This is a genomic window from Streptomyces sp. CA-249302 (assembly GCF_050936785.1).
In the GTDB taxonomy this organism is placed as follows: Bacteria; Actinomycetota; Actinomycetes; order Streptomycetales; family Streptomycetaceae; genus Streptomyces.
In genome coordinates, this window is sequence record NZ_JBNJMG010000001.1 from 8,883,101 (window position 1) to 8,901,463 (window position 18,363).

General features: G+C 72.3%; 17 protein-coding genes. 7 read left to right on the forward strand and 10 right to left on the reverse strand.

Going from position 1 to position 18,363, the window contains the following annotated elements:
* Positions 1 to 44: 44 nt before the first annotated feature.
* Both ACQEWB_RS39980 and ACQEWB_RS39985 read right to left on the reverse strand, forming a co-directional pair.
* The gene (locus ACQEWB_RS39980; RefSeq protein WP_432840072.1) at positions 45 to 1,412 is read right to left on the reverse strand and encodes an NAD(P)/FAD-dependent oxidoreductase; all 1,368 of its coding nucleotides are present in this window, start codon (positions 1,410 to 1,412) and stop codon (positions 45 to 47) included.
* Positions 1,413 to 1,491: 79 nt separating this feature from the next.
* On the reverse strand, positions 1,492 to 1,749 hold the full coding sequence (locus ACQEWB_RS39985; RefSeq protein ID WP_432840074.1) for an acyl carrier protein: 258 nt from the start codon (positions 1,747 to 1,749) through the stop codon (positions 1,492 to 1,494).
* A gap of 161 nt (positions 1,750 to 1,910) precedes the next feature.
* Here ACQEWB_RS39985 and ACQEWB_RS39990 point away from each other — a divergent pair, with 161 nt between their 5' ends.
* Together ACQEWB_RS39990 and ACQEWB_RS39995 are read left to right on the forward strand one after the other, a co-directional pair.
* Positions 1,911 to 2,672: a 4'-phosphopantetheinyl transferase family protein gene (locus tag ACQEWB_RS39990; protein ID WP_432840076.1), complete on the forward strand. Its 762-nt coding sequence runs from the start codon at positions 1,911 to 1,913 to the stop codon at positions 2,670 to 2,672.
* Positions 2,673 to 2,794: 122 nt separating this feature from the next.
* Positions 2,795 to 3,556: a thioesterase II family protein gene (locus ACQEWB_RS39995; RefSeq protein WP_432840078.1), complete on the forward strand. Its 762-nt coding sequence runs from the start codon at positions 2,795 to 2,797 to the stop codon at positions 3,554 to 3,556.
* A gap of 73 nt (positions 3,557 to 3,629) precedes the next feature.
* On the opposite strand, the gene ACQEWB_RS40000 is transcribed toward ACQEWB_RS39995, so the two are convergent.
* From ACQEWB_RS40000 to ACQEWB_RS40020, 5 genes are read right to left on the reverse strand one after another with little or no spacing between them, the layout of a single operon-like run.
* Entirely contained in the window at positions 3,630 to 4,160 is a 531-nt protein-coding gene (locus ACQEWB_RS40000) for a flavin reductase family protein (RefSeq protein WP_432840080.1), read from the reverse strand.
* A complete protein-coding gene (locus ACQEWB_RS40005) occupies positions 4,153 to 5,622 on the reverse strand; it encodes an amino acid adenylation domain-containing protein (RefSeq protein WP_432840082.1) in 1,470 nt (489 codons plus the stop codon). Before ACQEWB_RS40005 ends, ACQEWB_RS40000 begins: the two co-directional genes overlap by 8 nt.
* Positions 5,619 to 6,752 carry an acyl-CoA dehydrogenase family protein gene (locus tag ACQEWB_RS40010; protein WP_432840084.1) on the reverse strand — a complete coding sequence of 378 codons (1,134 nt, stop codon included), beginning with the start codon at positions 6,750 to 6,752 and terminating at the stop codon, positions 5,619 to 5,621. The genes ACQEWB_RS40005 and ACQEWB_RS40010 overlap by 4 nt, the downstream gene beginning before the upstream one ends.
* 51 nt (positions 6,753 to 6,803) lie before the next feature.
* The gene (locus ACQEWB_RS40015; protein ID WP_432840086.1) at positions 6,804 to 8,201 is read right to left on the reverse strand and encodes a citrate/2-methylcitrate synthase; all 1,398 of its coding nucleotides are present in this window, start codon (positions 8,199 to 8,201) and stop codon (positions 6,804 to 6,806) included.
* A 28-nt stretch (positions 8,202 to 8,229) separates the two neighbouring features.
* Complete coding sequence (locus tag ACQEWB_RS40020) at positions 8,230 to 9,555, reverse strand: cation:proton antiporter domain-containing protein (protein ID WP_432840088.1); 1,326 nt, start codon at positions 9,553 to 9,555, stop codon at positions 8,230 to 8,232.
* A gap of 245 nt (positions 9,556 to 9,800) precedes the next feature.
* Between ACQEWB_RS40020 and ccrA the strand changes: the two genes are divergently transcribed.
* The 5 genes from ccrA to ACQEWB_RS40045 all read left to right on the forward strand — a co-directional run bounded on the left by ccrA (position 9,801) and on the right by ACQEWB_RS40045 (position 14,729).
* Positions 9,801 to 11,180 carry a crotonyl-CoA carboxylase/reductase gene (gene ccrA / locus ACQEWB_RS40025; protein ID WP_432840090.1) on the forward strand — a complete coding sequence of 460 codons (1,380 nt, stop codon included), beginning with the start codon at positions 9,801 to 9,803 and terminating at the stop codon, positions 11,178 to 11,180.
* Between the two features lie 65 nt (positions 11,181 to 11,245).
* Positions 11,246 to 12,988, forward strand: coding sequence for a 3-hydroxyacyl-CoA dehydrogenase family protein (locus ACQEWB_RS40030; RefSeq protein ID WP_432844243.1), 1,743 nt, complete (start codon positions 11,246 to 11,248; stop codon positions 12,986 to 12,988).
* A 47-nt stretch (positions 12,989 to 13,035) separates the two neighbouring features.
* Positions 13,036 to 13,194, forward strand: coding sequence for a hypothetical protein (locus ACQEWB_RS40035; RefSeq protein WP_432840092.1), 159 nt, complete (start codon positions 13,036 to 13,038; stop codon positions 13,192 to 13,194).
* A 50-nt stretch (positions 13,195 to 13,244) separates the two neighbouring features.
* The gene (locus tag ACQEWB_RS40040; RefSeq protein ID WP_432844245.1) at positions 13,245 to 14,552 is read left to right on the forward strand and encodes a glutamate-5-semialdehyde dehydrogenase; all 1,308 of its coding nucleotides are present in this window, start codon (positions 13,245 to 13,247) and stop codon (positions 14,550 to 14,552) included.
* Positions 14,553 to 14,567: 15 nt separating this feature from the next.
* Positions 14,568 to 14,729 (forward strand): hypothetical protein, encoded by a 162-nt coding sequence (locus ACQEWB_RS40045; RefSeq protein WP_432840094.1) that lies wholly within the window; start codon positions 14,568 to 14,570, stop codon positions 14,727 to 14,729.
* A 91-nt stretch (positions 14,730 to 14,820) separates the two neighbouring features.
* On the opposite strand, the gene proB is transcribed toward ACQEWB_RS40045, so the two are convergent.
* Genes proB through ACQEWB_RS40060 form a run of 3 tightly spaced genes read right to left on the reverse strand, consistent with a single transcriptional unit; the run spans position 14,821 to position 18,277 of the window.
* Positions 14,821 to 16,065 carry a glutamate 5-kinase gene (proB, locus tag ACQEWB_RS40050; protein ID WP_432840096.1) on the reverse strand — a complete coding sequence of 415 codons (1,245 nt, stop codon included), beginning with the start codon at positions 16,063 to 16,065 and terminating at the stop codon, positions 14,821 to 14,823.
* Positions 16,062 to 17,672, reverse strand: a complete 1,611-nt coding sequence (locus ACQEWB_RS40055; protein ID WP_432840098.1) for an alpha/beta fold hydrolase — start codon at positions 17,670 to 17,672, stop codon at positions 16,062 to 16,064. Before ACQEWB_RS40055 ends, proB begins: the two co-directional genes overlap by 4 nt.
* Entirely contained in the window at positions 17,669 to 18,277 is a 609-nt protein-coding gene (locus tag ACQEWB_RS40060; protein ID WP_432840100.1) for a WhiB family transcriptional regulator, read from the reverse strand. Before ACQEWB_RS40060 ends, ACQEWB_RS40055 begins: the two co-directional genes overlap by 4 nt.
* Positions 18,278 to 18,363: the final 86 nt, after the last annotated feature.

The following is an 18,363-nucleotide window of genomic DNA, read 5'->3' on the forward strand; positions in this document are numbered from 1 at the left end:
ACGCGAGGTGCGCGCCGCGCCACCCGGTAACGGCCGTGTGCGGGCTAGAACTTGGCCGCGGCCGACGGCGCCTTGAGCGTGCCCAGGTACTTGTGCCAGAGGTGGGTCGGGTCGGCCTCCACCGCCTCGACGATGTCCCGCATCGCCGCGAGGGCCTTGGGCTCACCGTCGTACACATCGCCCTGGAGCATCTTCAGGACGTCCAGGCGGTAGCGCGGGTCCTGGACGAACGCCGTGAACAGGATGTTCAGGCGGTAGTAGATCGAGATGAACTCGTACCAGTTGTTGACCGCGCCGCGGAGCGTGTCGACGTACCCGTCGAAGCGCTCCTTGCGGAAGTCGCCGGCCTTGTGGGCGGCGATGATGTCCGCGGCGGCGAGGCGCGCGCTGTTGAGCGCCACGCTCACGCCGCTGGAGAAGATCGGGTCCACGAACCGGGCCGCGTCGCCGATCATCACCAGCGAGTCGTCGGCGATCTTGGTGAGGGCGTAGCTGTAGTCGCCCTCGGCCTTGAACTCCTTGACCCGCTTGGCGTTCTTCAGCGCGTCCTGGAGGGCCGGCCGGCTGCCGATGGTGTCCCAGAAGAAGGTCTCCAGGTCGTTCTTGGCCTCCTTGAACCGGGCCTTCTGGGTCACGACGCCTATGGAAGTGATGGTGTCGGTGATCGGGATCTGCCACACCCACGTGTCCTCCAGCGGGAGGAAGTGGATGAAGATGTAGTCCGCCTGGTCCTTGTCGACCGCGAGCGCCTTGCGGTCGAAGTCGTCGAACCAGGTGTGCACCGCGTACTGGTTGAAGACCGGGTCCGGCTCCTTGACCTTGAGCTGGGAACCCATCATCGTGCGGCGGCCGCTGGCGTCGATCACCATGCGGACCGGCACGCCCACCGACTGGTTGCCGACCTTGGCCTGGATGACCGGGCGGTCGCGGTCGGTGAAGTCGACGCGGTTGACACGCACGCCGTGGTAGACCTTCGCGCCCAGGCTCTCGGCGTGCTGGAGCAGGATCTGGTCGAACTTGCCGCGGTCCACGTGGAAGGTGTGGTCGCGGTCGACGCCGGCCTGGTCGCGCTCGCTGAACAGCACCTCGGCGGCGCGGAAGTCGTGGTGCAGGCCGGTGAAGCCCATGTGGTCGATGTCCCGGTCCTCCGCGGAGGTCCAGGCGGCACCGTACTTCTTGGGGAAGCCGGCGGCGTCGACCTTCTCCATCGCGCCGGTCTCGATCAGCACCGGGGTGGTGGCCGGCACCAGGGACTCGCCGACGTGCTCGCGCGGAAAGGTCTCCGACTCGAAGACCACCACCGACAGGCCCTCCTTGGCGAGGTAGGAGGCGGCGGTGGAACCGGCCGGGCCGCCACCGATGATGCCGATGTCGTAGTCGTAGGACGCCTGGTTCTCGGATGCCTCGGACAAGGTGCTCTCCTGTCGTGATGTGGTGTCGGGCGGTGTTCCGCGGCGGCCGCACAGCGCTTGCCGGCCGTACGGGCGCGGGTCAGCGGAGGGTCAGCACCAGGTCCGTGATGCTGTCCAGGTTCTGGAAGTTGGTGCCGGTCAGCTCGGTCGGCGGGATGTTGGTGCCCAGGTCGTCCCGGATGAAGGTGAGCAGCTGGGCCGTGTTCATCGAGGTGAGAATCCCCCACTCCAGGAGCGGAGTGTCCGGCGCGAGGCCCTGCGGGTCGGGCTCGGAGAGCAGTCGCTCCTGGATGAACTCGGTGAGCTGGGTGAGCAGTTCTTCGCGGTCACTGGCCACGCCGTGCCTCCTTGTGACGCGTTGAGGGGCGGGTGCCGGCAAAGAGCTCAACACTCGTTGATTTCAACGCCTGATGATGTCATTTCCTGATGAACTCTACTAGTGTTGAGTTCCGCGTCAAGGGGCCAACTGTTCGCGATGAACCCGAGGTTGGAGGCGTGATGAGTGCAGCGCGGTATGGCGTGGCCGGTGGGCCGCCGCCGGGTGAAGTGCATGTCTGGGTGATTCCCGAGCCGGTCGCCGGACCCCGGCGGGAGGCGCTCGTGGGGCGCTGCGCCGGGCTGCTGTCGCCGGAGGAACGGCGGCGCTGGGGCCGTATCGTGCCGGGCGCGCGGGTGCTGTACGCCTGCTCGCACGCGGCGCTGCGGGCGGTGACGGCGCTCTACGGCGGCCGGCACGCTTCCCAAGTGGCCTTTGTCGCCGGGAAGTTCGGCAAGCCCTACGTCTCCGGCGACCCCGGCCTGCGGATCAGCCTCTCCCACACGGAGGGCCTGGCTCTGGTCGCGGTCAGCCGGGACGGGCCGGTGGGCGTCGACGTGGAACGCGTCCGGCCACTGCGGGACCCGGCCGGGCTGCGCCGGCAGATCCTCTCGCCGTGGGAGGCGGAACGGTGGCCTGCGCCCGAGAGCGACGCCCGGTCCGGCCCTTCGACGTCGACGGCCCTGCACGACGGCCTCTTCACCCGCTGGGCCTGCAAGGAAGCGGTCCTGAAGGCACTGGGCAGCGGCCTCGCGGGCGACCTCACGGCGGTCTGGGTGACGCCGGGGGAGCGGCGCGGGGGGCCGGTGGAACTGCATCGGGTGCCGGGTGGCGCCTCGCGGACCTGGCGGCTGCAACTCGTCGACGTCGGGAGGGAGTTCAGGGCGGCGGTCGCGGTCGCGGGTGGGGGCGGGGTGGTACGGGTGCTGGGCGCGCCGCCCTGAGCTCCCATCCGTCCGCCGCTGCCGCTCGTACGACGACGTCCTCCGGAACAGTGCCCCAGCACCCCTCCGGCGCCGACCGGCACCACCTCGCGGCCGACGCCCCGATCACAAGGAGAACCGACATGTCCCTGAGCTCACCCGGACCGACCGCCACAGCCACCGCCGCGCCTGCGGACGCGCCCACCCTGCTCTGCCTGCCGCACGCCGGCGGCGCCGCGCGGGCCTTCGCGAGCCTGCGGGAGTCCGTCTCCGGCGCCGCCCGTACCGTGCTGCTCGAACTGCCCGGGCACGGCACCCGGATGACCGAACCCGTGCGCGACGACTTCGGTGACGTACTCGACGATCTGGTCCGTGGCTCAGCGCCGCACACCACCGGGCGTTACGTCCTGCTCGGGCACAGCATGGGCGCCGCCTTCGCCTACGAACTCGGGCGGCACTGGGCCGCGTTGGGGCGGCCGCCCGCCGCCGTGCTCGTCGTCGGGCGGAACGGGCCCACCGCGCGCCGGCCGTTCCCGGACATCCACCGGCTGGCCGTTCCCGCGTTCCTGGACGCCGTGCGCCGGCTCGGTGGCACCCCGCCGCAGCTCTTCGAACGGCCCGAGCTGATCGAGCTGTTCACGCCGGTGCTGCGCGCCGACTTCACCCTCTCCGAGACGTACGAGGCGCTGCCCGGACCGCCGTTGGCCGGCCCGTTGTGGGTGAGCGCGGGGACCGACGACCCGATGGTGGACGACGCGGGACTGCGCGACTGGGAGAACCACGGCTCGGGCGACGTACGGATCGAGTGGCTGCCAGGCGGGCACTTCCTGCTCGACGACCCGGCGTTCCACGCGTACGTGGCCGGTGTGTTGCGCGCGCTGCCGGTGCGTACCGGCGGCCGCTGACACGCGCGTACGACGCCGTCGGCCTTCCCCCAGCTGTGAGGTGAAGGCCGAAGGCGTCGTACGGACGGGTGGCTCAGGCGGCCGAGTGGGACGTCACCTCCGAGAACTGAGCCCTCCAGTACGCCAGCGGCGTGTGCACCGGGCTCACGTCGCCGTGTACCAGCCGGCCGACCAGGATCTGGTGGTCGCCCGCCAGATAGCTGCTGGTCAGAATGCACTCGGCGGTGGCCACCGTGGCATGCAGCACCGGCGCGGCGATGCGCTTGCCCTGGGTCCAGGGGACCCCCTCGAAGCGCTCGGGCACCGGGGAGGCGAAGGTCTTGGCGACGTCGGCCATCCCGGAGGACAGGAAGTTCACCGCGAAGACCGAGCTCTCGTGGATGGCCTCGAGCGTGGCGCTGGGATGCTTGACGCAGACCAGCAGCAGCGGCGGCGAGGCCGAGACGCTGCACACCGCGCTGCACGTCAGACCGCGCGGCTCACCCTCGGAGGTGATGCTGGTGACCACGCTCACCCCGGTGGGCAGCGAACCCATCACCGAACGGAACGTGTTCAGGTCCACCTGGTCCAACAGGCTCTCGACGGGCCGGAGTTGTTCAGTCATCAGCAGTGATCCGCTCCACTAGTTCCTGACGGTCCGTCTTGCCGTTGGCGGTCAGCGGGAGTTCGTCGACGACGTGTACCGCGTCGACCACCATGTACAGCGGGAGCCGGTCCGCGCAGTCCCGCTTGAGTTCCAGCAGACCGGGCGCCCCGGGGCCCTGGGGCACCACCACGGCGTGGATCCTGGCGTCCAGCCCGCCGCCCACGACCACGCAGGCCGCCGCGGACACCTTCGGGTGCGCGGCGACCACGGACTCCACGTCGCCGAGCTCGATCCGGTGGCCGCGCACCTTCACCATCTGGTCGCGCCGGCCGACGTACTCCACCATCCCGTCGGGTCCCATCCGGCCGATGTCCCCGGTGAAGTAGGCGCCCTGCTGCGGCTCGCGGCCCCAGTAGCCGAGCATCACCGTCGGACCCGCGACCACGATCTCGCCCTCGCGCGAGCGCGGCGGATGGATCCGGATGCGGTCACCGGAGGCCGGTGCGCCGATCGGCAGCGCACGGGTGGAGCCGAGATCGCGCTCCGTCACCTCGTAACTCGTGCAGACGTTGGTCTCGGTGGGCCCGTACCAGTTGAACATCCGCACGTCCGGCCAGGCCTTGCGCAGTTCGTGCACCTGCTGGATCGGGAAGGGCTCGCCCGCGAAGACGCACACCCGCAGCGCCTCGGGCGGATCGCCGGCCAGCAGGTCGCCGCGCTGCATCATCAGGATCAGCGCCGAGGGCACCGAGTACCAGACGCTGATCCGCTGCTCGCGCAGCAGCGCGCCGAGCTGGGCGGGGTCGTAGGCGAGCCCCTCCGGTATCAGGAAGACCGAGGCGCCCGCCTTGAAGGCGGCGTAGAGGTCGAAGACGGAGAGGTCGAAGTTGAAGGGCGCGTGGTTGGAGAGCCGGTCGGACGAGGTGACGCCGGTCTCGGCGACCGCCCAGTCCACGAAGGCCAGCGCGTTGCGGTGGCTGATGCAGACGCCCTTGGGCTCGCCCGTGGAACCCGAGGTGTAGAGGATGTACGCCGGATCGTCCGGCCCGTTCTCGTGCACCGCGGGCGCGTCCGCCGCGGGCGCCTCCCGGCGTACGTCGTCGAAGGCGGCCAGCGGCAGTTCGCCCGGCCAGTCGGTGTCGGCGGCGCGCCGGATGCCGTCGGCGTCGGCCACCACCAGGGCCGGGGTGCAGCCCGCGGCGATACGGCGCACCCGCGCGGCCGGGTTGTTGGCGCTGACCGGGACGTACACCGCGCCGACGCGCAGCGCGCCCTGCATCAGGGCCACGGCGTCGATGCTCTTGTGGGTCCACAGCACCACCCGGTCGCCGGGCCGCACCCCGCGCCGGTGCAGGGCGGCGGCGTACCGGTCGGCGAGTTCGTCGAGTTCCCGGTAGCTGTGCACCCCTTGGGAGGTGCGCACGGCCGGCGCGTCCGGGGCGCGCCGGGCCGAGTCGATGACGAGTCGGTGGAGCCTCACAGCCCTATCTCCTTCACTATCAGTTGTCGCTGGATGTCGGAGGTTCCGGAGAAGATCGTGCTGGGCACCGCGTCCCGCAGGGCGGCCTCGATGCCGTCCTCGCGCAGATAGCCGCGCCCGCCGAAGACGCGGACCGCGTCGGCGGCCGAGGCCAGTACCCCTTCGGAGACGGCCAGCTTCGACAGTGCGATCTCCAGCACGGACGGCTCACCCCGGTCCATCGACCAGCAGGCCCGGTAGAGCAGCAGCCGGGCGCTCTCCAGGCGCAGCTTGATGTCGGCGATGCGGTTGGAGACGGACTGGAACTCGCCTATACGGCGCCCGAATTGACGCCGCTCCCTGGCGTGCGTGACGCACTGTTCGAGGAGCCGGTCGAGGAGCCCGAGATAGAGGGCGAACAGACAGGCGCGCTCCCAGCCCATGGAGTGCTGGAAGATCGCCGCGCCCGCGCCGGCCCCGCCGAGCACCTGCTCCTCGGGCACGAAGCAGTCCTCGAAGGTGACGGCCCCGGCCGGGCAGGAGTGCATGCCCATCTTCTCGTACGGCTGTCCGACCACGACCCCTTCGGCGGCGCGGTCGACGACGAAGCCGGTCAGGCCGAGGAAGCCGGCCTTCGGGTTCACGGTCCCGTACGTCACGTACACGTCGGCCGCCGGACCGTTGCTCACGAAGCTCTTGGTGCCGTTGAGGAGGTACCCGCCGTCGACGGGCGTGGCCGTCGTGGACAGCCGCGAGGAGTCCGAGCCGGCCTCCGGCTCCGTCATCGCGTTCCCGGCGATCAGCCGGCCCGCGGCCAGCTCGGGCAGCAGCCGGCGCCGTACCTCCGGGGTGCCGAACTCGGCGATCGGCACCGCGCAGGCGAAGGTGTGCGCCGCGGCGCCGAACACCAGCCCGGTGTCGGCGCAGCCGCGGCCCACCGCCTCCACCACCCGGGCCGTGTCGAGGGCGCCGAGGCCCTGCCCGCCGTACTCCTCGGGCAGACAGGCCCCGAGCAGGCCGATCTCGCCGAGCAGCAGCCAGTCCTTGCGGCTGTAGAACCCGCCGCCGGGCGGCGCCAGGAAGGCGGCCCGGGTCGCCGTCAACACGTCCTCGTAGCGGGCCTGTTGGTCTTCGTTCCAGCCGAACTCCACGTCTTCTCCTGGGGTACGGGGAAGGGGGCGCCCTCCCGCCTGCGGTCGCTGTCAGTTCTGGTCGGGCGAGGGGAGGCGCAGGTTCCGCGGGCCGACGTAGCGCAGCCGCGGATGGATGCCTCCCTGCTGGGCCCGCTGCTCGGCGACGTGCGCGAGCCAGCCGGGGACCCGGGCGGCGGCGAACATCGGGACGAACAGGTCGGAGGGCATGCCGAGCATGTGGTAGATCGCGGCGGCGTAGCAGTCCACCGTGAGGTAGGGGCGGGGTCCCTTGGACGGGTGGGCCGCGGCCCGCACGGCGTCCAGGACCCGCAGCACGTGCTCGTGGTCCGGGCCGCCGCGGAAGCTGCGGGCGGCCTCGCGCAGCGGCCGGACCCGCGGGTCCTCCTCGGCGGAGGAGACCTGGCGGGCGCGGGCGGCGCGCACCTGGTCGACCCGGCCGCGCAGATAGGCGGCGGCCGTGTTGGGGTTGTTCTCCTCGCGGGCCAGGTCGATCACCTGGTGGGCGGCGCCGCCGTGCAGCGGGCCGGTGAAGGTGGCCAGCGCGACGGACATGGTGGCGAAGGTGTCGGCGCCGGTGCCGGCCGCGACCCGGGCGGCGAACGCCGAGGCGTTGCAGCCGTGCTCGGCCTGTAGCACCAGGCACAGGTCGACCAGCCGTACCCGCTCCGGGTCGCGGGGCAGGCCCAGCATGTGCAGGATGTTCTCGGCGTGCGACAACTCCGGCTCCGGGCGCGGGAGTTTACGTCCCGACCGGGCCGCCTGCTGGGTCGCGAAGATGGTCGGGATGCGCGCGATGATGCGCTCCCCGAGGTCGATGTGGGCGGCCGGATCGGCATCCGCCTCCGCCGCGACCGCGAGCGCGGAGACCGCGGTGCGCAGTACGGAGGAGGTACTGCACCCGGCGTTGAGCACCAGGTTGGTGGCGACCATGGCGGGCAGTTCGCGGGCCGCGGCGAGCCGGGCGCGGAAGCCGGCCAGCTCGTCCGGGTCGGGCAGCCAGCCCCGGGTCAGCAGATGGACGACCTCCTCGAAGGTCACCCGGCCGATCAGCTCCTCGATGGGATAGCCCCGGTAGGAGAGCCGGCCGCGCACGGCGTCCACCTCGGAGATGCCGGTCTCGCCGAACACCACCTCGGAGGCGTCCTCTGTCGCCTCCAGCCCCGGTCCGGGCAGCGGAGGCGCGATCGCGGAGGCGTCGGGAGGGGCCTTCACCCCGGTGAGCTGGGCCAGCCGTTCGTCGTAGAACGCGCGCAACTGGCCGACGGACTCGATGCGTTCGATGAGGCGGTCGTCGAGGGTGGTGCCCAACTCGTGTTCCAGATGGACCTGGAGCTCCACGGCGGTGAGGTCGTCCCAGCTGGCCACGGCACGGAGCTGCATCTCGTCGCCGATGAACTCCGACGGCATGTCGAAGACCCGGGACAGCGTGCTGATGACGGGGTGCACCTGACCATCTCCTTGTCTGTGCGTCGCTTCAGCCGGCCAGGTCGGTGGCCTGGTCCGCCGGCTCCGGCATGCGGACCACGGAGGCCGAGGGGCGCGAGCTGACCAGGCCCATCCGTACCGAGGGGAAGAGGTGGGGGAGGAGCGGGCCGGTCATGGCCGTGGTGATCAGGGCCATCAGGACCATCTCGGTGAACAGGGCGTCGTCCAGCACCCCGAGGCTCAGGCCGACGCCGAGGATGATCAGCTCGGTCAGCCCGCGGGTGTTCATCAGCACGCCGACACCCGTCGACTCCCGCCAGCTCAGCCCGAACGACTTGGCGGGCAGCCCGGCGCCGAGGATCTTGCCGCTGACGGCGGCGGCCAGGATGAGGCCCAGTTCGCCCCAGCCGGTGAGCGTCATCGCGGCCACGTCGACCGAGAGGCCGGTGATGATGAAGTAGACGGGCAGCATCAGCTCCCCGGCGTGCTGCAACGGCTTCAGCATCCGCTCCTCGAGCAGCACCTGCGGCTTGCGGGGCATGACCAGACCGAAGGCGAAGGCGCCGAAGATGGGGTGGATGCCGATCTTCGAGGTGGTGTACGCGGAGAGCAGTAAACCCGCGGTGACCAGTGTCGCGAGATGGACGCCGGTGCCCTTGCGGGCGATCCGGGCCACGGCCTTCGCGAGCAGCGGGCGGATCACGACGATCATCGCGGCGCCGTAACCGGCCGACATCCACAGCGTGTCGGTGAACCCCGTGGGGCCGGACGCGGTGACCACCGCGACCACCGCGGCCAGCAGGCACCAGGCGAGTACGTCCCCGAAGGCGGCGCTGGTCAGGGCCAGGGCGCCTATCCCGGTGCGGCTGAGGCCGTTGTCCTTGAGGATGCGGGCCAGCACCGGGAAGGCGGTGATCGACATGCTGACGCCCAGGTAGAGCGTGAAGGAGTGCATCGGCACCTTCTCGCCGTTCACCACCGAGTGGTTGTGGTAGAGGAGGGCGGCGACGCCCATGCCGAGCAGCAGCGGGGCCAGCATGCTGCCGGCGGTCACCCCGACCACGGAGCTCTTGCGGCGGCGCATCGAGGCCCAGTCCAGCTCCCAGCCGACCGTGAACATGAAGAGCAGCAGGCCGAGTTGGGCCACCATGGAGAGTAAGGGCCGGACGTTGTCCGGGAAGAGACGGTGCGTCAGGTCGCCGGGGAAGAGGCCGAGCAGGCTCGGGCCGAGCAGGATGCCGGCGGTGATCTCGCCGATGACGGCGGGCTGGCGCACCTTGCGGGCCAGATGGGCGAGGGCCGTGCCCGCGATCAGGATGCCGGCGATGCCGGCGATGGCGGTTGCTTGCAGCGATTCGAGCTGATGCGGCGTCACGGCTTCTCCCTTGGGCGCCCGGATCTGAATCTCGAACAAAATTCAACGAGTAGAGAACTCAACCGGTGATGAGTTTTGCATGCCGGGTGATGTGCGGACAAGGGGCGTCGGGTGCCCGGCGGGTTGTCCGACGGCCCTGACGGGGCTTGCCGGGGCCCTGCCTTCATGTAAAACTCCTTGCCTGTTGAGTTCATTCTTTGTTGAGTTATTTGCCCGTGGAAGACCGTGGAAGGCGGTGCCCGGTGATGCGCGAACTGGTGGAAGTGATCGAGTCCTCGGACTCGGTGCCGGCCGATGTGGCGGCCCTGGGGGTGCCCGGCTCCTTCCGGGCCGCCGTGCTGCACAAGGAGGACGTCGGGCGGTTCGAGGGGGTGCCGCTGCGCGAGCGGCGGCCCGCCGACTCCGTGCACATCGAGGAGGTGCCGACACCCGAACCGGGCCCCGGCGAGGTCCTGGTGGCGGTCATGGCCAGCGCCGTGAACTACAACACCGTGTGGAGCGCGCTGTTCTCGCCCGTTCCGACCTTCACCCTCCTGGAGCGGTACGCCCGCCTCGGCGGTCTCGCCGCGCGGCACGACCAGCCGTTCCACGTCATCGGCTCCGACCTGTCCGGCGTCGTCGTCAAGTGCGGTGCCGGGGTGCGGCGTTGGGGCATCGGCGACCGGGTCGTGGCGCACTGCGTCTCCGTCGAACTGGAGGACGCGGAGGGTCACGGCGACCCCATGCTCGACCCCGAGCAGCGCATCTGGGGGTACGAGACCAACTACGGCGGGCTCGCCGACTTCGCCCTGGTCAAGGCCACCCAGCTGCTGCCCAAGGCGGAGCACCTCACCTGGGAGGAGGCCGCGGCGCCCGGGCTCGTCAACTCCACCGCCTACCGGCAGCTGGTCACCCCCAACGGGGCCGGCATGAAGCAGGGCGACAACGTCCTGATCTGGGGCTCCGTCGGCGGACTCGGCTCGTACGCCACCCAGCTCGCGCTGGCCGGCGGGGCGAACCCGGTCTGTGTCGTCTCCTCGCCCGAAAAGGCCGCGCTGGCACGGGAATTGGGCGCAGAGCTGATCATCGACCGGAACGCAGAGGGGTACCGCTTCTGGCGCGACCCGCAGACCCAGGACCCCAAGGAATGGCGCCGGTTCGGCTCCCGCATCCGGGAGTTGACCGGCGGCGAGGACGTGGACATCGTCTTCGAGCACCCCGGCCGGGAGACCTTCGGCGCCTCGGTCTACGTCACCCGCAAGGGCGGCACGATCGTCACCTGCGCGTCGACGGCGGGCTATGTCCACGAGTACGACAACCGGTACCTCTGGATGTCCCTGAAGCGCATCGTCGGCTCCCACTGCGCCAACTACCGAGAGGCCTGGCAGGCCAACCGCCTGATAACCAAGGCCCGCATCCACCCCACGCTGTCCCGCACGTACGCCCTCGAGAACGTGGCCGAGGCGGTCGAGTCGATCCACCGCAACCAACACCACGGCAAGGTGGGCGTGCTGTGCCTGTCCCCGACGGAGGGCCTGGGCGTACGCGACCCGGAGCTCCGCGCCCGCCACGAGCCGGCGATCAACCGGTTCCGGGTGGCGGCGGAGCGGGCGGCGGGCGTTCGGTTGAGCGGAGTGGCGGCGTGACGGCCCGCGAGACCGGCGGCGGGGCGACTGCCGGCGCGAACGGCTCCGGCGTCAACGGGGCACGGCTGACCGGCGGTTCCGGGCCGGTCCACGCCGAGGTCGGCGACGGCGCCCTGGGCGTCGTGGGGGTCGGTGTCATCGGCGGGGCGATCGTGCGGCGGGCCGTGCTCGCCGGGCATGTCGTGGTCGTACGGGATACGCGGCCCGATCTGGCCGCCGTACTCGACGGGTTGTGGGAGACGGCCGAGCAGGCCCGGGCCGCCTCGCGGCACATCCGGGTCGCGCGGAACTGGGCGGAGTTCGGGTCCGCGCGCGTGGTCGTGGAGGCCGTGCCCGAGCGGCGGGACGTCAAGGCCGAGGTGCTGCGCGAGCTCGACCGCGTCTGTCCGCCCGACACCGTCCTGGCCACCACCGCGTCGGCGCTCTCGCTGACCGACCTCGCGGCGGCCTCGGGCCGGCCGGGACGGGTCGTCGGCCTGCATCTGCCGCTGCCCGCGGCGGGCCTCGCGGAGATCGCCCGTACCGTCATCGCCGACGCCTCCGCCGTGGCCCGCGTGCGCGAACTGGTCCGCGTCCTCGGCCTGGAGACGGTCACCGTCGGCGACCGGGCCGGCCTGGTCTCGGCCTCGCTGCTCTTCGGCTTCCTCAACCAGGCCGTCACCATGTACGACCAGCGGGCCGCGGGCCGCGACGACATCGACGCCGCCATGCGCTTCGGCTGTGGCCTGCCCCTGGGGCCGTTCGAACTCCTCGACGTCATCGGCACGGACACCGCCTGCGACATCCTCGACGCCCTGGCCGTCCGCCACGACGAGCCCGCCCTCCGACCGGCCCGCCGACTGCGCCACATGGCCCTCGCGGGCCTGCTCGGCCGTAAGTCCGGACGAGGCTTCTACGACTACCGGGTGCAGGGCGACGGCGGTGCCGCGGCACCGGTCCGCCGCTCCCGGGGCGCCTCGCTGGTGCGCCGGGTGGGCATCGTCGGTACGGGCACCATGGCCACCGGCATCGCCGAGGTCTTCGCCAAGGGCGGCATCGACACGCTGCTGGTCGGCCGGACCGACGCCCGTGCCAAGTCGGCGTGGGAGGCGGTCGCCGCCTCGACCGGCCGGGCGGTACGGCGGGGGAAGCTGACCGAGGCCGACCAGACGGCCGCGCTGGAGCGGCTCGACCCGAGCAGCGACCTGGACCGGCTCGCCGACTGCGACCTGGTCGTCGAGGCGATCGCGGAGGAACTCCCGCTCAAGAAGCAGCTGTTCGCCCGTCTCGGCGAGGTCTGCCGGCCGGGCGCGCTGCTCGCGACCACCACCTCCAGCCTCCCCGTGATCGAGTGCGGGCTCGCCTCCGGACGGCCCGAGGACGTCATCGGGATGCACTTCTTCAACCCGGCGCCGGTGATGCGGCTGGTCGAGGTGATCCCCTCGCTGGAGACCGCGACCCGGCACGTCGACACGGCACGCGAGGTGTGCCGGCGGCTCGGCAAACACCCCGTGCAGTGCATGGACCGGCCGGGCTTCATCGTCAACGCGCTGCTCTTCCCCTACCTCAACGGGGCGGTGCGGCTGGCCGAGAGCCACTACGCGGGGGCCGACGAGATCGACGCGGTGATGAAGCTCGGGTGCGGATACCCGCTCGGGCCGTTCGAACTGCTAGACGTCATCGGCCTCGACGTGTCCCTGAGCATCCAGCGCGTCCTGCACGACGCCGACGGCCGCCCCGGCACCAGGCCGGCCCCCCTGCTGGGCCACCTCGTGGCGGCGGGCCGCTCGGGCCGCAAGACGGGCGCCGGCTTCCGCGTCTACGGCTGAGACACAGGCTCCGACGCCCGCGCCAAAGCCCCGAGGAGGACAACGCCATGACCAACACGGACCCCGCCCCCACCACCCACGCCGCCGAGGCCGACGCCCTCGCCTGGTCCCTCCTGATCGACCTGATCGGCTACCCGCCGTCGACGACACCGGCCGACGTACTGCCACCGCCCACGGGCCGAGCACCGGAGGAGGACCACCTGTGAGCACGCACAGGCAGACCGCGGACGGGACGGCGGAGACCGCGGGCGGCGCCATGGGTGGGCCGGTCCCTGGCTCCGCGACCGCCCCCGACACCCCCTCCGTGCGCGGGGTCGCCGTCGCCGCCCGGGCCGCCGCCCGCCAACTCGCCCTCACCACAGGTGCCGAGCGCAATGCCGCGCTCGTGGCGGTGGCCCGGATGTTGTCACTCGACCCCGCCGGGATCCTGGCCGCCAACGAGCGGGACGTGACCGAGGCGCGGGCGGCCGGGCGGTCGGGGACCGTGCTCGACCGGCTGCGGCTGACCCGGGAGCAACTCGACGGGCTCGCGCGGACGGTGCGTGCCCTCGCCGACGAACCCGACCCGGTCGGCGAGGTGGTGAGCGGTTCCGTCATGCCCAACGGGCTCGAGGTACGGCGGGTCAGCGTGCCCCTCGGCGTGGTCGGCATGATCTACGAAGGGCGCCCGAACGTCACCGTCGACGCCGCCGCCCTCTGCCTCAAGAGCGCCAACTCCGCCCTCCTGCGCGGCTCTTCGACCGCCCGGCACACCAATGCCGCCCTGGTCGCCGCCCTCCGCGAGGCCCTCGCGGACACCGCGGTCCCGGTCGACGCCGTACAACTCGTCCCCGGCGTCACCCACGACTCGGTGCGCGAACTCATGTCCCTGCGCGGCCTGGTGGACGTCCTCGTCCCCCGCGGCGGCGCCGAACTGATCCGCACCACGGTCCGCGAGTCCGCGGTCCCCGTGATCGAGACGGGCGTCGGCAACTGCCACGTCTACGTCGACCAACACGCGGACCTGGACAAGGCGTTGGCCATCCTGCTGAACGCCAAGACCCAGCGGCCGTCCGTGTGCAACGCCGCCGAGTCGCTGCTGGTCCACGAGTCCGTCGCCGCCGACTTCCTGCCCCGCGCGCTGAAGGAACTGGCCGGGCGGGGCGTCCTGGTACACGGCGACGAGCAGGTGCGGGCCTTCCACGAGACGGTCGTGCCCGCCACCGCCGACGACTGGGACTGCGAGTACCTCGCCCTGGAACTCTCGGCCGCCGTCGTCGGCTCCCTGGACGAGGCCGTCGACCACATCCGCCGGCACGGCACCGGCCATACGGAGGCCGTCGTCACCGAATCCCAGGCCGCTGCCCGGCGCTTCGTCGCCGCGCTGGACACCGCGGTCGTCGCGGTCAACGCCTCCACCCGCTTCGCCGACGGCGGCGAGCTCGGCCTCGGCGCCGAACTCGGCATCTCCACTCAGAAACTCCACGCGCGCGGCCCCATGGGACTGGCCGCGCTGACCACCACCAAGTACGTCCTGGTGGGCGACGGTCACATCCGGGGCGGAGCCGCCGCCCCGCTGCCGTAGACGGGAGGCCGGTTCATGTACATACGCATCATCACGGAGACGAGGCCGACGGGCTGGCTCTTGTACGAGGAGGAGGCGCGCCGCGATCGCCAGGCACCGGCGTCGACTCCCTGGCTGGGCCTGGCCGGAGTCGAGGAGGATCCCCGCGAACTCCACATCGTCCGCGGCATCGACTAGCCCGGCAGAGCAGAGCGGAGCAGGGCCGCGGGACTGCGACAGCGAGGCGGCGGCCACCCATCAGGTGGCCGCCGCCTTCGCGTTGCGGAGCTCATCCGGCCGACGGCCGCTGCAACTCCTCGACGGGTGAGGGTGGTTGCCCGACCTCGTTCGCCGGTCGGATCCGCACGCTCACCCGGCGCCGCACCTGGCTCGGAAGCCCGGCGCGAGCGGCCGTCGGCAGCAGGACCAGGTCGTCCTGGTGCACCACCGCGCGGCCCGAGCGGCCGCGGATCAGGGCGAGTTCCTGGACGGCGAGCGAGGCCAGCCCACGGCCGACCAGACGCCCTTCCTCGTCCACCAGCTCCACGGGGTCGCCGGCCACGAAGTGGCCCTCCACCCGCGTCACGTCCTCGGCGGGCAGCGGACCGCGGCCCTGCGCGAGGTCGTGCACGGCCCGCCCGGTCAACTGCACCGTCCCACGCGGGCTGCTCGCATGCTCCAGCCACAGCAGATGGTCCGCGCCCCGGTCCCCGGTGCGGTGGAAGAACGTGCCCGTCTCCCGCCCGGCCAGGGCGTCCGCGGCATGCGGGGCGGCCGTCAGGACGACGGGAACGCCCGCGGCGGTCGCCATCCGCGCCGCCTCCACCTTGGTCACCATGCCGCCGGTACCGACTCCGGCACCGCCCGCGCCGCCTATCTCCACGCCCCGCAGGTCCTGCGGTCCGCGGACCTCGCGCAGCAGCCGGGCCCCGGGGCGGCGCGGATCGCCGTCGTAGAGGCCGTCGATGTCCGAGAGCAGGACCAGCAGATCGGCCCGCACCAGATGCGCGACGAGCGCGGCGAGCCGGTCGTTGTCGCCGAACCGGATCTCCGCGGTGGCCACGGTGTCGTTCTCGTTGACGACCGGTACGGCGCCCATGGCGAGGACCTGGGAGAGGGCGCGATAGGCGTTGCGGTAGTGCGCCCGGCGCCCCATGTCGTCGGCGGTCAGCAGCACTTGGCCCACCCGCAGCCCGTGCCGGGCGAACGAGGCGGTGTACCGCGCCACCAGCAGCCCCTGCCCGACACAGGCGGCCGCCTGCTGCCGGGCCAGATCCCCGGGCCGTTCGGTCAGCCCCAGCGGCGCGAGCCCCGCGGCGATCGCCCCGGACGACACCAGCACGACCTCGGCACCGGCACCCCGCGCCCGCGCCAGCACATCCACCAGCGCGTCCACCCGGTCCGAGTCGAGCCCGCCGACGGCCGTCGTCAGCGAGGACGACCCGACCTTCACCACGATCCGACGTGCCGTCAACACCTCGTCACGCAAGGGTGGTTCGGCACCGGTCGCGCGGTGCGCGGAAGCCGGGTTCACCGGGCTGCCGTAACGGAACGAACGGCCCCGGGCCGAAGCCCGCGGTCCGCCTCACGGTTCCCGCTCGCCGGACCATCGGTGCTGCCGCCTACTGGTCCGGCCGCGTTCGCGCTGGTGTCGACCGCTGTGCCACTCACCGGTTTGGCTGCGGTCGAGCCGGCGTCAGCTGTCGTGCCGCTTACCGGTTCGGCTGCTTGCGCGCCGCCGACTGCTGCGCTGCTTTCTGGTCCGGCTGCGTTCCCGCTGGTGTCGACCGCTGTGCCACCGGCCGCTCCAGCCGCCTCCGCGCCGGCGCCGACCGCCGCGCGCCCTACCGACCCGGCGTCAGCTGCCGTGCCGCTTACCGGTTGGGCTGCCTTCGCGCTGGTGTCGACCGCTGTGCCGCCTGCCAGTCCAGCCGCCTCCGCGCTGGCGCCGACCGCCGCGCGCCCTACCGACCCGGCGTCAGCTGCCGTGCCGCTTACCGGTTGGGCTGCCTTCGCGCTGGTGCCGACCGCTGTGCCGCCTGCCAGTCCAGCCGCCTCCGCGCCGGCGCCGACCGCCGCGCGCCCTACCGACCCGGCCGCCTCCGCACCTGCCCAGACGGCCGAGCCGACCGTCCCGGCTGCCGAGCCGGTCGTCCCGGCCGCCCAACCGGCTGCTCCAGCCACCTTGCCCCCACTCCCCGCCATCTCCCGCAGCAGCGCATGCACCGTCTCCAGCACCAACACCGGGCGCTCGTACGGCAGATCGTGGCCCTGTTGCGGCACCGTCTGCACGACCGCGCCCGGTATGTCGCCGGCCAGCCGGGCGGCCTGTTCGGGCGGGGTGTAGTAGTCGCGGGCGCCGACCAGGACCCGGGTGGGCACCCGGCCGAGTGCGGTCAGGCGCCCCGCGCAGTCGTGGGTGGTGAGGGCGGCGTAGAACTCGGCGACGGCCAGCGGTGGGACCGCGCGCAGCGCACGGGCATCCGTACGCGCCGTGTCCCCGCCGTGCCGCGCACCGAACAGAACGCGCCACACAGGGGCCGTCGACGGGTGGGACAGCGGCCCGGTGAGCAGCCGGTGCACGGCCTTGGCCCACCCCGGCGAGCGCAGTAAGCCGGCGACCACCGCCCGCCAGCCGGCGTGCGCCCGCCGTCGCGCGGGCGGGGCGTCGGGCGCGACCGCCCCCACCTCGTCGAGGCAGGTCGAGAAGAGCCCGACGGCGGTCACCCGGCTCCCGAAGAGCTCGGGACGCTCGACCGCGAGCTGCTGGATCGCCATCCCGCCCATGGAGTGCCCGACCAGCACCACCGGTCCGTCGCCCCCGTCCACGACCGAGTCCAGCACCCGCCCGAGATCCCGCCCGAGCAGCGCCATGTCGAGCACGGCCCCGCCCCGGGTGGAACGCCCGTGCCCCCGCTGGTCGTAGCCGACCACCCGCAGCACCGGAAAGCCGGCCCGGGGCCGGGCCAGGGCGTCGACGTGCGGCCGCCAGTCACGCGCGGTCATGGTCCACCCGTGACACAGCACCACGGTGGCCGGGGCATCGGCCCGCCCCCGCGTGTACACGGCGATCTCGGCACCGTCATCGGTGACGACGGTACGGGCCGCGCTCCGCGGCCCGCCCACGACGGCAACGCTCATGACGCCCGCGCCACTTCGACGACGGTCGGCTGCACGCGCTGCGAACGCCCGTCGGGCGCACAGGACTTGGCCCCCCGCCCACCCCCCACCCGGGGCGTCGGCAAGCAGAACTCCGGCATCCGGCTCACCGGCCCCCGCGTGCAGACGAACGCGTACTCCGCCGCCCGCCAGGCCTGTTGGACCTGCCCGAACGTCAGCCCCAGCGCGCCGGCGATCCGGCCGGGGGCCCAGCCGTGCCGGCGCAGGAACCACACGTACGCGGGCCGCTCCCGCACCGGCGCGCTGATCCGCCGCCCGCCGTTCGCGAGGAACGCGGCGAGTTCGTCGGCGATCTCCTCCAAGGTCCCGGCGACCCGCAGCACTTCACGCCGCTCCCGCACGCTGAGGCCGCCCCAGATCCCGGTGCCCTCCTCGTGCTGAAGCGCCTCGCGCAGACACTCCCTGGTCACCGGGCAGCGCGCGCACAGCCGTTTGGCGGCCGCCTCCCGGTCGGAGGCCTCCGCGCCACCGGCCGGCGGGAAGAAGGTCTCGGGGTCGACGGCACGGCAGGCCGCTCGTTCCACCCAGGGGTCGGGGTCCGCGCGGTGGCGCGCCGGTGCGTACATGGCGGTCGGCCCTCTCTCGTCGGGCGATGGACGGATCCTTCGCTCAGAGTAAACTCAACAAGCAATGATTTCAATGCGTGTTGACA